This window comes from Bacteriovorax sp. BAL6_X, assembly GCF_000443995.1.
Taxonomy (GTDB): Bacteria; Bdellovibrionota; Bacteriovoracia; order Bacteriovoracales; family Bacteriovoracaceae; genus Halobacteriovorax_A.
The window spans coordinates 1-15,421 of the sequence record NZ_AUMC01000007.1; the positions used below are offsets into that span (position 1 = coordinate 1).

Below are 15,421 nucleotides of genomic sequence, written 5' to 3' on the forward strand. Positions count from 1 at the left end.
ACACTAAAACCAACGCAATTATTGCGAGAGAATAAAGACCTGAAACTTTCATCCATGAAAGGATCAGGTAACTTGAACCAACTACGAGAAGATCAATTCTTGTAAGACTTGCGAGCATGGTGGCCTTCTGGTTTAGCAATGTTGGAAATTGATTTCTACTCATCTGAGACTCCTAGCTAAAGCTCTGAATTAGGTTTCTAATCAGCTCAAGGCCTGAGCCTGCAAAGATTGATAAAATCGCCACATTTGCCGCTTTCTTTTGGTATTCGTCCTGCTTAAAGAATGAGAGCGTGACGAACATAATAAAAGAAGCTCCGGCCACCGCCCCCGCAAGGGGGATGAGATAGGTGGAGGTAATGGTCTCAAAACCATTTTTGAGCTTGCTGAACGCAAAAGTATGGGGAGAATAGATCAAACTCGTTACTGCCATTGTCCACGTCAAAGGACAGGCAATATCAATTCGCCTTTGACTTTTAAATGATATATTTTTCATTATATTCCTCTCAATTATAGAAATTTGTTACTGAACCCGTGACAGAAAAACTAAAATCTAAAACTTCTTCTTTGTTTTCACCACGTTTAACTTTTAACCAATTAACCCAATGCTTCCATTTATGAAAATCTTTAGACTCTACTGACAAAGGAATATTGTTACCTTGAGCAAATCGCATTATTGCATCAGGACAACTATAATGACCTGTCTTTCCAGACATTGAATCTAGTTTAAATCCGTTGAATAACTTATCTTTGAAAGTAGGAGTATATAATGAGATAGACTTTCTCCCTACCTCTCGATTAGAAAAGAAGAAACTAGGCTTTACAAGTTCAAATAGATATTTATCATCGAGTTCTTGTCGCTCGATAATTCCATCTTCAATTAATTGGTCTAGTGAGTACTCCTTATCTTCGACCTTAATTGAAAATACATTTGAGCTATACTCCATTTTAAAAGGTGCTCTAAACTTCTTTCCGGTATAGTGCCTTAATGAGATAACACAAGCGAAGTCGCTTACTGGACAATTTCCATGACAAGGTGCTGGCCTTACAGTATCTACCATCTTAATAACTTCATCACCCCATATCTCATTCACATCTATTAAAAACGATACTTTTGAATGAACTCCAAAATCTCCCAACTTTAACTCGGGATTCGTATCTGAGATGACACTTCTATATGATCTCGTATAGCCTTCGATTTGATTAGAAAGTTTATTACCAGTGATGTAGGAAAGAACGATACTATCTTGAGGGGAAAAAGGATGTGTTAAGTAACTTTGATCAATTTCATTAGTATAAACAAACCACTTCCCTTTTTTCAATTCATCCCTAACTTCAATTAACTGCTCATAACTTTTTAAGTTATTCGTGAACTCCCCAAGCTTTGTTAACTTATTTCCTGATATTTCATATTCATCTTTATAAATAGTATCTAAAACCTGTACAAAAGACTTTCCACTCTTTGTAGATACATATTCAATTCTATGCTCATATGGATTAAAAATATTAACGGTTGTAGTTTTTGATTTAATACTCTTAATTAGGTTTTTAAAGCTTGTATTGAGTTCAGTTAGTTCATAATCAAGAAGCTTTAGGTAAACGAACTCCCCTTTTTTAAGGAAGTTCTCCATAACAAATCCCTCAGGGATATCTGATAATTCGATACTAACTTCTTCTAAAACATTTTCTTTTAGTACTAGATCAAGACTAACTCTTTTAAGGACTTGATACTTCTTATTCTTATAGTCATAATAATAAATACCAAATACAGGATTTCTAACTTCTTTAAATAATGGATGCTTATTAAGATATAAACGTGCCTTTATATTAATTGATATTGACTCAATACTTGATTTTGGCTTACTCAATAATTTTTTAATTTTTAGTTGAGACTCAAAACGGCTTAATTCATTATCTAAGTCATATTTAATTAAATCACTATCAAGCTCAGAAATTTCACCAAAACTATGTCCACTAAAGCGTCCAACTTTAGCAGAGTTTTGAGATGACTTATCCCACAGTAAGTTTTTTCCATAAGTGTAGCTAAAGTCTGCGTCATCTTGCTTTACTGAATCTTTAATAATAACTTCTTCCAAAGACTCATCATTTTGAATATTTAACTTCAGCTTATAGCCTTGGCCAAAAGATAAATCTAAGCGAGGGATATCTGCAATTTGATCATTTAGACCAAGCTCATCTTCCCTGTCATTTAAAATCATATCTCCATCAAAGTCTTGATCTTCAAGACGCTCAATATTTGAAACTAAATCACCTTCCTTTTTCTCTGAAAAACCACAAGAGATAAATCCTAAAAAGAGTGTTAATATTAATATGTTCAACTTCATGTTCTATCTCCTTTCCAATCACCAAAATATTTTCGAAGAAACTTCACTTGACGGCTTAACTCCTTATTCTCAATTAATTCTTCTTCACTAATTAAATTAATCACCTCTTTAATTTTCATGATCACCATTTCTTTCATTTCATCCCCCTTGAGAAATTAATAAGCTTTAAGGCTTCACAAACCTTCTCCATTAAAACCTTGTTACTAAAAAGCTCCTTTTCAGAAATGCTTCCGACTAAACTTCGAAAACAATCTGTAGCTTTTCTTAATTCACACCTCATGAATTCCTCCAATTTCTATTCTTGTTGTTAAATAAGTGAATGCTGGTTTACATAGGATCGAGATTAAGAATCAAAAGATTCCTACTGTGGGAAATAAAACTTCTTACCACGGTAAGAAGTTTTCCAATCTGGGAAACGTTTTTTAGACACTTGGATGATTATTTTTCACCGTGGGAAGAAAGAGTATTCCGTTTTGGAATAAAGCTATTTCAATTTGGTAAATACCTATAAATACGTAAGACATGTATTTTTCACATATTTTGTGAATTTATTCTTGATTATTGGCAAATCAGTTAGTAATAACAAAAGGCATCAAAATTAACGGAGTACGAAATAACGTGTTAGACGCAAATCAATTTGCAGATTTACCTGACTTTCTAGAGTCTTGTGTTAACAAGATTAAGAAGTCATACCCACGTTTTTCTAGCCTACAGCTTTCCAAGAAGCTAGGTATTCCTAATTCAACATTTGATCGTATTGCTAAAAAAGAAGTAAAAAACCCTTCTTTCAATTATGCTTTAAAGATTGTCCAAGAAGTATCTACAGAAGAAAATATCCAGATGTTTATTAAGAACTTCTATCCAAAAATGTATGAAAACTTTGAAAGCGTTTATCCGGGAAATAAAGACGTACCTTTTGTAGTTCCTGAAGCAGAGGCTTACTTTCAAGACCCATCTACTTATGAGCTTCTGATCATGGCCACATCAAGTGAAGGTCTTACTAGAGAGCGAACTTTAGAAGAGTTTGGAAGAAGAGGATTAGGAATTCTAGATAAACTTATCACTAATGGAATATTAAAAGAAAATAATGGAAAAGTTTCGATTGAAGGGCCAATTAATGCTAAACAAGATACTGTTAAGCAAGTTCTTCAAAATCTAATAAAGTTTAACTATGACCTTGATTCATTTGGAGACAATAAAAACTGGCTCTCTGTACAATATGAATCAGTAAATACAGAAGTTGTTATTCCACAATTGAGAGATATTTGTATCGAAGCTAACCAAAAAATAAGAGAAGTAATGAATAATCCAGAATCAAAAGGACGTGATGTCGTTTGGGCAGGGATAGCAATGGATAGCCTAGTTAAACATTCAGATCTTCTGATTAACAACAAGAAGGTGCTTCAATGAAATATTTAATTATATTATTGGCCCTATTTAATCTTTCTCAACATTCACTAGCAAGTGATGAGTCTATAAGTACGATATTAAATCGTAAAGCAAATAAAATATCAATCCCAAATGAGAAACTAGAAGCAGTGATCTCAAAGTCCGGTGTATACTCAAGAGTAATAGACATTCAAGAGGAAATCGAAAAGATTCGTGGAGTACACTCTACACCAACAAATACGATTATTGATTTAAATGATTTGTCTAATCTTGACCTTCGATCTTTATATTTAGACAACAGTCAAACAATAGACGTTAGTACTCTGAGAAGACTTATCGACGGTGGAGATATGGGTGGTGGTTAACAACCATGCCCCACTGAGTTAAATGAAGTGCGATATTGGAAGAATGGGACAAGCCTATTTTGAACAACTTTGTAGTGCAAATGGACTAATTGCAAACTCCTCTTCGCTAAATGATGCTACAGGATGGGACTACACAGTAGAGTTTCCAAATGATTATTCAGGGAAAAAACTAAACCACGAAAAAAACTTTGAAAATATTATTGTTAAGTTTCAAGTTAAATCCACCAAAACGAATAAAAAATCTGTTTCAATTAAACTTACAAATATGCAAAGGTTTGTAAATGAACCACTGCCATCCTTTATTATAATTTTCAAATATAACAATTCTTCTATTGAGCCTCAAAGAGCTTATTTAATTCATGTTGATGATAAATTAATAGGGCGTACGATAAAAAGACTTCGAGAAGCAGATATAAATGGAGTTAAACATCTCCATAAAAAGAAGATATCTATTACTTTTGATGAATCAGATGAAATTAAAAACATTTCAAAAGAGGACCTACTTAAGCTTATAAAAGGCTACACTGGAGAAAATGTTCAAACTTACATACAAAATAAAATAAGAATAACAAATACAATTGGCTACGATAAGCTTAATACAAAAATACAGTTTAGAACATCTAGTTTCAATGAGACAGAAAACATGGTTCATGCATTAATTGGCCTTTCAAATAGTTTCAGAGTGAATAATACGATAGTCTCTGAAACAAGATTTGGATTAGAAAAAACAATAAACCAAACAGAAACTGGGCTTATAAATATTGATAAAATCAAAGCTAACGATTTAAAAGCTGCACTCATCATTCCTAATAAAGATGGACAATATGTATCAGAAATACAGGCTGACATATACTCACTAGGGCCTATTTACAATTCACTTCCAGACAAGCTAAAAATATTTCGATTTCAAACAGGTATAATAAATATAATATATAAACCTAAGTTAAAAACTTTTAATTTTAAGATAGATATAAAATCTGGAAATAAAAGATGTATATTCGAACTCTATGAAGAAGTTCAATTTGTACTAAACTCTATAGAGTTTAAGCATATAATTATTGAAGTAGATGCTAAAAGAATTATAGATTCACCTACGACTATTTCGAATGTTGAAATTGGGGTGATTATTAATATTTCAAAACTATTAAAACAAGTTATAAAAACCTTAAACTATTTCAATATAAGAAATTGTAAAATGAGCATTAATGAACTCGAATCCATTGGCCACAAGATGCTTATTTTATCATATTCAATAAGTGGAAAAGCTGATTTCTCTTTCGAAACGAGGCTTCTTCAATCAAATGTAGACAACTATAAAAAAAGTCCATTGGAGTATGAATTAACAGCACTAAGCGCTTAAACTAAGTGTCCACTATTCGTGGGGAAGTCCACCCACTTCATAGCAAGCTGCCTAATAATATCAGGAAACCACAAGGAAACTATAAAAGATAAAGAAAGGCATATTTCATTTAAGTCACCTACAATCATAAGTAAAAAATTCAAGAAGCAAAGAACACCTTTTACAGATGATCAAATTGAGAAACTTGAGAAGTCTGTAGTAGAAGAAATAGACGAAACTTATTTATTAATCATGCAAAAAAACAAAATTTAAATAATGAAATTCATATTACAAAATAAGGTTTATCAAAATACTGATACAAAAATGAAAGAATCCTCTATATCAAGTCGAATTAAAATATTAAACTAATGTGAATTGCAATATACTTTAAAACGTTCTAATGAATTAAATGACATCGTTCTATGTAATGACTCGCCAGACTCTATACCTAATACCTTTAACAATGGTTTATATAAATATTTATTTGATATTTGGTAGCTTTCTCTTGTATCCGGAACTCGGCCTTTAAGAGGTCGAGCAAAAGAGAGCTCACAACGACTAGAGTCATACGTTGCATATACATACTCCTCCATCTTATCAAAGTAGAACTCTCTTTTATCTTCGTAAACTACATTTACCCTTAGCCTTGTTATCTTGTATTTTTTAAAATTTGAACATGAAAGGTCTGATGGAATCTCCTTTATTGTTATGTTATCAGAAACATACTCTCTATCTAAAAAGAATGGCCTCTCACACGCTACTTTATACTTATGAAGAGTATATGTACTCGAACAGCTAACTAATAAAGAGGTTACAAACATAAAAAATAAAATAAACCAATAGCGACCTTCCACACAATCTCCACTTTACCAAAAAGGCTTCATTAGTGACGATATCAACTTTTCCTGAGGTATAGTACTTGAAAATACACCAGGAAGATTAACTATACCATAACTAAGATATGTTCTACTGACAGCATTCCCACCAGAATTATCAGATACAGATAAACCAGAAATTAAAGAGTGCCCCCAGAATTGTACAACGTGTCCAAACTCATGTGCCCCTAAAGCTCCTCCGGCCTCAGCACCTGATGTTAAAGTAGCATTACTAAAAGTAGTAGCAGGACCAACTGTTAAGCCGGCAGATTGCCCAAAAAGGGGGCCGCTTCCTTCTACATAGCCACTAAACCAAGTATTAGCGCCAGCAGTTACTGTATGTCCTGCAGCCGCATGAAAAACTGCTGACATAGTCATAAACATAATAGTCACCCTAAATACAGTATGAAAGTTATCCGCAAAATCTCCACCGCCCCCGAGAGTCATGAGTCCTGCTGCAACAGCAGAACCTAAGGCAGCTGCACCGACAGCTTTAATGGCTCCAAAGAAAGCTGCACCACCACCGCCTGTACCTGCGATAACAACAATAGCTATTATTGCGAAAACCAAATCACCTATAAAACCACCATCAGAGAATATCGATTCCCCTGTAGGATCTATAAAACTAAACGGATCATTAATAGCGTAAATATATTTATTAACAACAGTAGAAGGAATTTCTATCTTACCTGAGTCTGGATCTTTCTGCATAAAACGACTAGAGGCTGGATCATAATATCTCGCACGAAAGTTATACAATCCTGTTTCTTGATCAAACTCTCGTCCAGTAAATGTGAAAAACATGTTTCTTATAGAGTTTTCATTTAGCGAGTTTCCAGAGCCATCTCTTACCGAAAGTATCTCTCCAAAAGCACTATACTTAAACCTCTGAATTACATTAGAGTCCTTATCAACAATATCAACAATACTTCCCAGATGATCCTTAATATAAAAATAACTGCCTACGTTCTTCGCGATCTTTGTATCTACTCCATGTGAAGTAACATCTACAGCTAATACATCATCAATACGTAAGTTACTATGTGTAAAAATCCCCAATACTCCATCATCACCATATACTTTTAAAAGATCATTCCCATCATAAACATAAAAGCGATTTGTACTACCTGAACCATTCTCAACAGTTTTCTTAACACGTCTACCTATCGCATCATAAAAATAATTGGACGTCTTCTCTAAAGTACTACCATTACGATAAAAGAGAACACTAATTAACTGGTTTTCACTATTATAAACATACTGTGTTAAGTCATTTGTTTCTTTTTCTATCTTACTAGATACATTGCCAGCACTATCATAATAATATAGATATCTCCAATCTTCTATTAACTTTTCTTTGAAGCTGTCATATTGATACGATCCATAAGCATCGCTTATTCGATTCCCCAAGGAGTCATATACAAAACTTTCATCACCAGCATTCACTAATTGTCCATTAGCATCGTAACTAATACTTAATAGAGACCCGTTATTTAGAATACTAGACAACTTACCATTGTTATCATAATCAAAACTTATATTTCTAATTTTAGTTGAATCAGATACTTTTAAATGGCTTAGCTCTTTTACTTTTCCATCTTCATAGTTTATTTCTGACAACGAAGCCGGTGTTCGACTAGAAATAAGTTTACCAGTACCAGAGTAACTAAAATCAAAAACTTCTGACTTATGATTGATCACATTTTCAAGCTGGTTTAGTTCATTAAAGTTATATGAAAAACTTCCTTCAAAAAAAGACATTCCAACTCGCTGTCCCAAGCTATTATAGCTGTAACTTATTTCATCAGTAGGTAGATTATATAAGTCAGAATACCCTTCAGTCTCGGTACTACTTATTTTATATTCATCATTAACATCTACGTAATCAAAATGAACTTGTGTATTATTATCTTTAATGCTTTTTAAGTTATCATTTTCATCATAATAATATTCATACACATTATCTGGAAGTTCTTTACGAACCAACTTACCAAACTCATTATAACTATACTTTTTTACAACGCCAGATGCGGTTTTTTCCCATGTTATTCGGTTTTTATTATTATATTCTTTCAGGGTAACTTTATTCCCAGGTTCAGTTTTCTTCACCAATCTACCTAATTTATCATATAGAAACTCTGTAGTATTTAAATTTGAATCCGTAATTTTAAACAAGTTTCCTTCGAGGTCATACTCATAATGAGTTTCCTCACCTAAAGGAGAAGTGACTTTTATCAATCTATTAAATACATCATACTCTCTCGAATAAACCTCATTGCCAGAATCAATAATTTTAGCAATATTACCAGCTACATCTCTTATATATCCAACTTTTTTTCCAGAGGTCCCTACTCTTTCACTAACATTACCGAATTCATCATATGTAAACTGAGCTGTCTCTCCTGTATTTAGCTCATGCAACAACAATAAGCCATCACTTGAATGTGTGAAGTTTTCAACAATATTTGATAGAACATTATTTTTTTGAATTAATCTATTTTTATCATCATATATAAACTCTAAAACAACACTCCCATTCTTATCAACTGATATAATGTTACCAAAACTATCATATTGATAATTTATATCATTCCCGTTTGAACTCGAACTAGAAATAAGGTCACCAGTAACTGCATCATAAGAGAAACTTTTAAGTTCTCCTTTTTCATTAGTTATTTTAGAAACTTGCCCACTTGTATTATACTCAACTTTTGTACTGCTCCCGTCATCTCTCAATACATTAGTTACAAATCCACTATAATCATATTTTAAATAATAGTTATTCTGATCATTACTTGATACTTCAACAGTACTCACATCATCAAAATCAACAAAGTCTCCTGAACCTCCATTTACAAAAGAGGAGTCAAGGTTATTACTAAGAACATCATTGATAATATGTTCATTCCCCATTGAGTCGATCACTTTTTCAACTCTTCCCCATTGGTTATACTCTACATTAGTTGTATTATTTAACTTATTAACTTCAGAACTAATCAGATTTCCATCATAATTGAATTTACGGACAGAAGAATCTGGAAACGTAACCCTTGTTAATAATCCATTAGAAATATCGAAATATGTTTCTCTGCCAACAGGGTCAACAATCTTGCTCAAATATCCACTATAATTGTAATAATACTCTGTTACTCCACCCTTCGAATCAATAAAGCGACTTAACTTATCCCCTTCATATTCTAATTCCTCTCTATTTCCAGATAAATCAACGACCTCGATAACTCTTCCACTCGCATCATATTTTTCAATTGTCCCATTCCTTAAACTACGTAAAAATGTAGCATCAGATTTTTTTTCAATAAAAGAGCCATCACCATTATCAGATAAATAGATCCTTTTATCTGAGCTATTTCCATCATTATCATAAAGGTGAATTTTTTTCACTTTGTTAAACTTGCTGTCTAGGAATATGATATTACCAACACTATCTAAGGAAATCGTCTCTGGGGAACAAATACTCATATTTACTGCTGATACATTCTCTCTATCTAAAGAATCACATGCCCCACTTCCTGCAACCGTTTCAGCAACACCATTCGCCATATTAATACGAACAATACGATGATTTCCCGTATCTGCGATATACATTAAACCACGGTTATGATCAATCTCCAGTCCTTGTGGCTTATTTAGGAATAGTTTAAGCCTATGGGTAAAATTTGAATTCTCAAATTCACCCATATCACCAGCATAAGTAGTTATATTCCTATATTCACCATTTGGCCCATCTTTAGAGACCATTCTAACAAGTCCGCTTTCCGATAAAATATAGACCTTTCCATCTGGTCCAACTTCAGTATCAACAGGATGAAATATACTAGCATCTGATGCTTTCCCACCATCACCTTCGTTTGTATTTTTTCCATTTCCAGCAAATGTCGATACCTTGTCTAAATCCAAGTCATATAAACGAACTAGATTATTTCCATAATCACTAACTAATACTTGAGAGCTATTTAATTTTGTAATAGAAGTAAGAGTATTAAATAATGGCTGTTCACCATCTTCATACCCTCTCTTAATTCGCTTCCCTTCACTATCTCCAACTGATCCACATGTAGCAGTATCTGAAATATGCTCTGTTACATTTCCCTCACATACAAGTCCAACAATTTCTTCACAGGGATCTGTTGTTTGACCCTGAAACGAAGGCATATTTTCAACTCCACCTTTTAAGACTTCGGCATCTCCGCCTCCAATTGAAACAATTGCACCATTTCGATCGATAGCAAGAAGACTAGAATCTCCGATTAAGATTTCACCAGCCAAGTCAACTCTTTGTCTATAGTCAGTATATTTATACTTACAAACTCGTTTCAACACCATCCCATCAGGAGTCCAATATCCAGATAATAAAGACTGGTTATAACGTATCTTCCCTGTAAAGAGGTCATACGCTTCTTCGCTCAAGACGTTACCTGTCACACTGTCGACTTCTAAAACAGAGCCATCAGTCTTACTTATTTTCAGAATATTTTCACCAACCTCTAAAAAATTAGAATTTAGATTATCAGGAGACGAATAAACAGTGCTAACAGCATTATTCAGTCCATAAGACATCATTTTCCCTGCTTCATTTAGCATTAACTTGCTGTTACTACTCTCATATATATGTTTCTCATTGTTCAACATCCATCCTGAACCATTTTTCGATTCTGATTGATTGTTCAACATAAAACTTGATGAAAAATCCTGTGGAAAAATTTCATCAATTAATTTACTGTCTTCTTCAACAACTGTATTAGTTTCTTTCCAATGATAAAAAACTCTTTTCACAGTATATCTTGACGTAATAAAAAGTTGCTTTAACTTAATTCCAATTTTAAGTAAGTATGGATAAACACCTGACTGTTTAGACTTCATATCAACAGCATAAACAAGAAGACTTTTATTAGGTATTCCTGTTTTTGTTATCTTTTCTGTTTTAATATCATCTGAATAAAACTCATACTCAATAAACTCTGGCTCCACCCAAGTATCAATAGTTTCATGATGTGTTTTAGAATATACAAATGGAATTCCTGTGAAAATATCACGTTTTAATTCCCTTTCATTCCTGTTTATATCAATCAAACTACTTAACACAATATTAGGGTCTGCCCAGTTACTACTATAATTTAAGGATACTCCTAAGTCTTGCCCATTTACTTTGTATGTTGGTAACTGAATACTAGTCTTATACGCACCATTGCTTACATCTCCACCTGCACTTCTATTAAAGTTCGTATCATATAATTTAGGTGCTATTGGTACAGCATACACATCGGAAAAGTGCGTTATCCCTTGCCCATCCTTAGTGGAAATAGTTTGGCCACCTTGGTCTACTTTTGCCATACCATCAATGTCCCAAGTCCCTAGCCTACTATTCTTGGAAATGATCGCAACTTCTGCACCTTCAGGTAATTCATTTTCATTAGGTAAGGTTAACTTAACAGGCTCATTAAACTTAAGACCAGAAGGCTCTAATGAATAAATATTTTCAGGGACAGCAAAGTCTGGAACAGGTACTGTAGTCCTATTTGCCAGAACTTTCTTAACACTTATTTGACCAGAATTAGAGCCATCTGGAAAAACAGCAGTATTTGATGGAATCTCGATAGAGAATCCTTCTATATTTGAATTTTCAACAATCACAGGACTTCCATCATCTATAACTGCAGTTTCATCATCTAGAACTAGTCCTGATAAATATATTGGCCTATCAATAACATTCAATTGAGTGTAACCAATATTTAGCTTCATAGAGGTTTTAAAATATTGAACTTTTCCATCAAGAAAGCTATTCGGAATAGTTGAACCATCAATAACTAACAACTGATCACCGACTATAGGATTTTCTATTCTAAAACTACCTGATGCATCGGTATAACCCTCCTGCCCACTTTCAGGTAATTTAACTCTTACATTTGGTAATGGATTCCCTTCTGTATTTAAGACAAGACCGGAAAGCGTCGTATCTACATCATAGTTCATATATACAGTATCACTCTTCCCTAGTTTTGTATTTTCTCCTACAATTTTTATATTTTTAAAGTAATCCAATTCAACTTCAAACTCTCCATCTTCATTACTTATCAACTCTTCACGATTAAAAAAACCTGCATCAAATTCAATAACAGAAAGAGGTAAACTTGCACCGACACTCCCTCTAACTATTAATTTTCCATTTTGTAGATTTGGAAGAATTGAGATGAGATTTTTATTCAACACTTTTAAAGAAACAAAATATGACAGATTATATTCTGATAAGTTTCCAGCTACATCCTCAAGTTTAATATTTAAATTTAATGCACCTTCGGCAGAAGCATTAACAACTTGCTCAAAAGTTGTCCCATCGACGCTTGTTTCTTGACCGTTAATAATAATCTTCTTAAGTTTTTCATCGCTCACTATCTTAAAATTTGGAGTTAAAGTTGAAATTGTCTTTCCTGATTCAGGAACAATACTTAATAATGTCGGAGCCGTTGTATCCAAGTAAACAACAGGTAGAATTAAAGATGATTTATTTCCAACGGAGTCTATCGATATAATTTCAACAATATTTTCTCCTTCCTTTAAATTAATATTTACTAATTCAAATTTTGATACTGTATTATAAACTTCAACGCCATTATGAAATAAATATGTAGTAGTATTTGAAAAGTCTACGACATCTATACTTATTTGTAGATTGCTTGACCTTGTTAATTCTGGATAATTATAAAAATTAGATATTGTCGGAGCTGTATTATCGATAAAGAAATCATTCTTAAAAGCAAAACTTTGATTACCTGCTAAATCTTTAATAACTGCAGAAACTTCATATTTCCCATCTCCTAAAGCACTAGAGTTAAGAATCTCAACCTCAATCAGGTCTCGACTCACAAATGTTTTAATAAAATCTAGCTCTATCTCTTTACCATCTTCAGCACTAAGTGCATGTATCCTAATTGTTTCAGCGTCTAGTACTCCTAGGCTATCATGAAATATAAATGAAGCTCCATCGATACTCTTATAGAAAGATCCATTACTTTCAAAGTAATTGCTATTTGAAATAGGTCGTACAACATCCTTTGTAACAGGTAAATTGTATCCAATTTCTCCATAAGGAAAGTCTAATTCCAACTTCTTATTAAAAATTTTAAAATGAAGATTTAATTTTTTTGAAAGCTTTAGACTAAGATTATTTAAATCACTAGAGCTAATTTTTCCTGATTCATACGTAAGATCAATTTTTTCTCCAAATGGTAATTCAGTAAATCCACTTGTTAATTTAAGATCACTATTAAACATTAGATCAAGCTTATATTGATTTAATCCATCGTCATTAAGTGATTCATCATCAGAATCATTCTTCTCGTCAATCTCTGGAAACCAAAAGCTTTTTCCAGTAAGATTTTTAGACATTGCCTCAACCTTAATCGACTCACCTTCAATTGGTGACCCAAGTGGCACACGTAATGACATTTTATGACCAGAGAAAAAACTTGAGTAATAAAATGGAAATGAAATTTCATTATCAACTTGTAGTGGGATCTTTATTTGAGCAAGAACTGATGTATCTTCTTCAATTAAAGAGTCGATATTTTTGGAAACTCTCTCTAGTCGACCTTTTAATTCATTAAGCCATGAAATAAGCCTGTCATTAACCTCTTTCCCTTCTAAGAACTGTACTCTATTTTCGACATAGAGAATTCTCTTATTTAGCTTAGCTTGTAGTTTTTCATACTTCTTTATTCTCTTATCATCTTTTGCTACTAAGATTTGAAGTGTATTCTCACTATCTTTTTGTAGCTCAGGAGTTCTAAATGACCATTGATATTCTTTACCAACCTTTTTAACTTCCAACTTATCTGTTACTTCAGTCATTGCATCTGGAAAATATGCTCTTATCGATACATTCCCCTGTAGTGTAGCACGACACTTTAATTTGTTAAAAATTGATGAATATTTAGAAACACAAATAGAACCAGTAAGTTTAGTAGTCTCTCCTAACTCATGTTTAACATCTGCTGGAGCTGGAGTGTCATACTTAATCACAACACCTTTTCTATTATAACTTGTACCTATAAAGGCCCATGCATTGATTGTTAAAATTGAAAGTAAAATAATCTTCGTAAATGTATTTCTATACATGATCAAACGTCCTGCTAATAGTTTTGATTAATTCGATGTTGTTGATGTTGAATTAGATAACGCTAGTAGCTCTTGATAGTCCTCTTCCGAAATAGCACCATCTGCTCTAAGTTCATCTAACTCTTTTTTTGATAATGAATAAGGAGTGTCTTTTAAACTATCTTTCATCTGAACAATTTCTTCAGTTTTCTGTACTGCTAATGAACTGCCTGAATTAGCTTTGGTAGAGGTGTCACTTGGGCCACTTCCACTACAACTAACAAATAAAATACTTAAAAAACTAAAAACTATGAATGAATTCTTCATTTATCCCTCATCAAATATTTATATTTAATTGAGTATCGGGCACAACAAATTTTTCTGAAAAAGAATTCCATTTTTCTTTAAAATAAGCAGTAAATTCGATAACTTAGAAAGAGAACCTCAAGAAAACGCATTACTAAACAATATAGAGTTCCCACTACAAGGAGCATTACGAATCCGTTTCTAAAGATATCCTTTAGAAAATATACTGTTAAGATGAAATATATTCATTTAAAAGATATGAAAACACAAAAAATTGGCTATTTTTAAAAAATACATTGAATTGATTTTTAAACTTATAAATGTGAATATTTCATTTATGAGCATAAAAAGTGTAAGTAGAGTTTTTGTATTAAAATCACCTAACGATCTATTAAAGAAATTAGAATGGGAAATACAAGAATTTAAAAAAATAGTGGACTTCCCCACGAATAGTGGACACTTAGTTTAAGCGCTTAGCGCTGATAATTCATACTCCAATGGACTTTTGTTATCAAGTGAAGAATGAATTCTTTTTCTATTATACCAACTTTCTATATACTCAAATATTTCAAACTTCAAATGCTTTTCACTTAAGAAATTTTGATTCCACAATAATTCACTCTTGATCGTCTTAAAAAATGTTTCTACAAATGCATTATCATAACAATTTCCTCTTCTGCTCATACTACCTCT

General features: G+C 32.7%; 10 protein-coding genes. 3 read left to right on the top strand and 7 right to left on the bottom strand.

Features of this window, described 5'->3' with window-relative positions; all coding sequences use genetic code 11:
* Positions 1-172 precede the first annotated feature (172 nt).
* From M902_RS07370 to M902_RS16505, 3 genes are read right to left on the bottom strand one after another with little or no spacing between them, the layout of a single operon-like run.
* On the bottom strand, positions 173-493 hold the full coding sequence (locus tag M902_RS07370; protein WP_040314465.1) for a hypothetical protein: 321 nt from the start codon (positions 491-493) through the stop codon (positions 173-175).
* 10 nt (positions 494-503) lie between these two features.
* Positions 504-2,342 carry a hypothetical protein gene (locus M902_RS07375; RefSeq protein WP_021267135.1) on the bottom strand — a complete coding sequence of 613 codons (1,839 nt, stop codon included), beginning with the start codon at positions 2,340-2,342 and terminating at the stop codon, positions 504-506.
* Positions 2,339-2,479, bottom strand: coding sequence for a hypothetical protein (locus M902_RS16505; protein WP_021267145.1), 141 nt, complete (start codon positions 2,477-2,479; stop codon positions 2,339-2,341). The genes M902_RS07375 and M902_RS16505 overlap by 4 nt, the downstream gene beginning before the upstream one ends.
* A 481-nt stretch (positions 2,480-2,960) precedes the next feature.
* On the opposite strand from M902_RS16505, the gene M902_RS07380 reads away from it, so the two are divergent.
* The 3 genes from M902_RS07380 to M902_RS07390 are packed head-to-tail and all read left to right on the top strand — an operon-like array spanning position 2,961 to position 5,456.
* The gene (locus tag M902_RS07380; protein ID WP_021267134.1) at positions 2,961-3,752 is read left to right on the top strand and encodes a hypothetical protein; all 792 of its coding nucleotides are present in this window, start codon (positions 2,961-2,963) and stop codon (positions 3,750-3,752) included.
* Positions 3,749-4,096, top strand: coding sequence for a hypothetical protein (locus tag M902_RS07385; RefSeq protein ID WP_021267140.1), 348 nt, complete (start codon positions 3,749-3,751; stop codon positions 4,094-4,096). The genes M902_RS07380 and M902_RS07385 overlap by 4 nt, the downstream gene beginning before the upstream one ends.
* A 43-nt stretch (positions 4,097-4,139) precedes the next feature.
* Positions 4,140-5,456 carry a DUF4365 domain-containing protein gene (locus M902_RS07390; RefSeq protein ID WP_040314466.1) on the top strand — a complete coding sequence of 439 codons (1,317 nt, stop codon included), beginning with the start codon at positions 4,140-4,142 and terminating at the stop codon, positions 5,454-5,456.
* Between the two features lie 344 nt (positions 5,457-5,800).
* Here M902_RS07390 and M902_RS07400 read toward each other — a convergent pair whose 3' ends face one another.
* The 4 genes from M902_RS07400 to M902_RS07420 form a co-directional block, all read right to left on the bottom strand.
* Positions 5,801-6,289: a hypothetical protein gene (locus M902_RS07400; RefSeq protein ID WP_021267137.1), complete on the bottom strand. Its 489-nt coding sequence runs from the start codon at positions 6,287-6,289 to the stop codon at positions 5,801-5,803.
* Between the two features lie 12 nt (positions 6,290-6,301).
* Positions 6,302-14,443 (bottom strand): RHS repeat-associated core domain-containing protein, encoded by an 8,142-nt coding sequence (locus M902_RS07405; RefSeq protein ID WP_021267142.1) that lies wholly within the window; start codon positions 14,441-14,443, stop codon positions 6,302-6,304.
* A 27-nt stretch (positions 14,444-14,470) separates the two neighbouring features.
* Positions 14,471-14,749 carry an SHOCT domain-containing protein gene (locus M902_RS07410; RefSeq protein ID WP_040314468.1) on the bottom strand — a complete coding sequence of 93 codons (279 nt, stop codon included), beginning with the start codon at positions 14,747-14,749 and terminating at the stop codon, positions 14,471-14,473.
* A 444-nt stretch (positions 14,750-15,193) separates the two neighbouring features.
* A partial coding sequence (locus M902_RS07420; RefSeq protein WP_156979760.1) for an IS3 family transposase occupies positions 15,194-15,421 on the bottom strand: 228 nt, incomplete at its 5' end.

What these genes read in the sequence shown, in the direction of transcription:
- M902_RS07405 (WP_021267142.1), bottom strand. Translation starts at nt 14,443, where the DNA reads ATGTATAGAAATACATTTACGAAGATTATTTTACTTTCAATTTTAACA.
- M902_RS07410 (WP_040314468.1), bottom strand. Translation starts at nt 14,749, where the DNA reads ATGAAGAATTCATTCATAGTTTTTAGTTTTTTAAGTATTTTATTTGTT.
- M902_RS16505 (WP_021267145.1), bottom strand. Translation starts at nt 2,479, where the DNA reads ATGAAAGAAATGGTGATCATGAAAATTAAAGAGGTGATTAATTTAATT.
- M902_RS07390 (WP_040314466.1), top strand. Translation starts at nt 4,140, where the DNA reads ATGGGACAAGCCTATTTTGAACAACTTTGTAGTGCAAATGGACTAATT.
- M902_RS07385 (WP_021267140.1), top strand. Translation starts at nt 3,749, where the DNA reads ATGAAATATTTAATTATATTATTGGCCCTATTTAATCTTTCTCAACAT.
- M902_RS07375 (WP_021267135.1), bottom strand. Translation starts at nt 2,342, where the DNA reads ATGAAGTTGAACATATTAATATTAACACTCTTTTTAGGATTTATCTCT.
- M902_RS07370 (WP_040314465.1), bottom strand. Translation starts at nt 493, where the DNA reads ATGAAAAATATATCATTTAAAAGTCAAAGGCGAATTGATATTGCCTGT.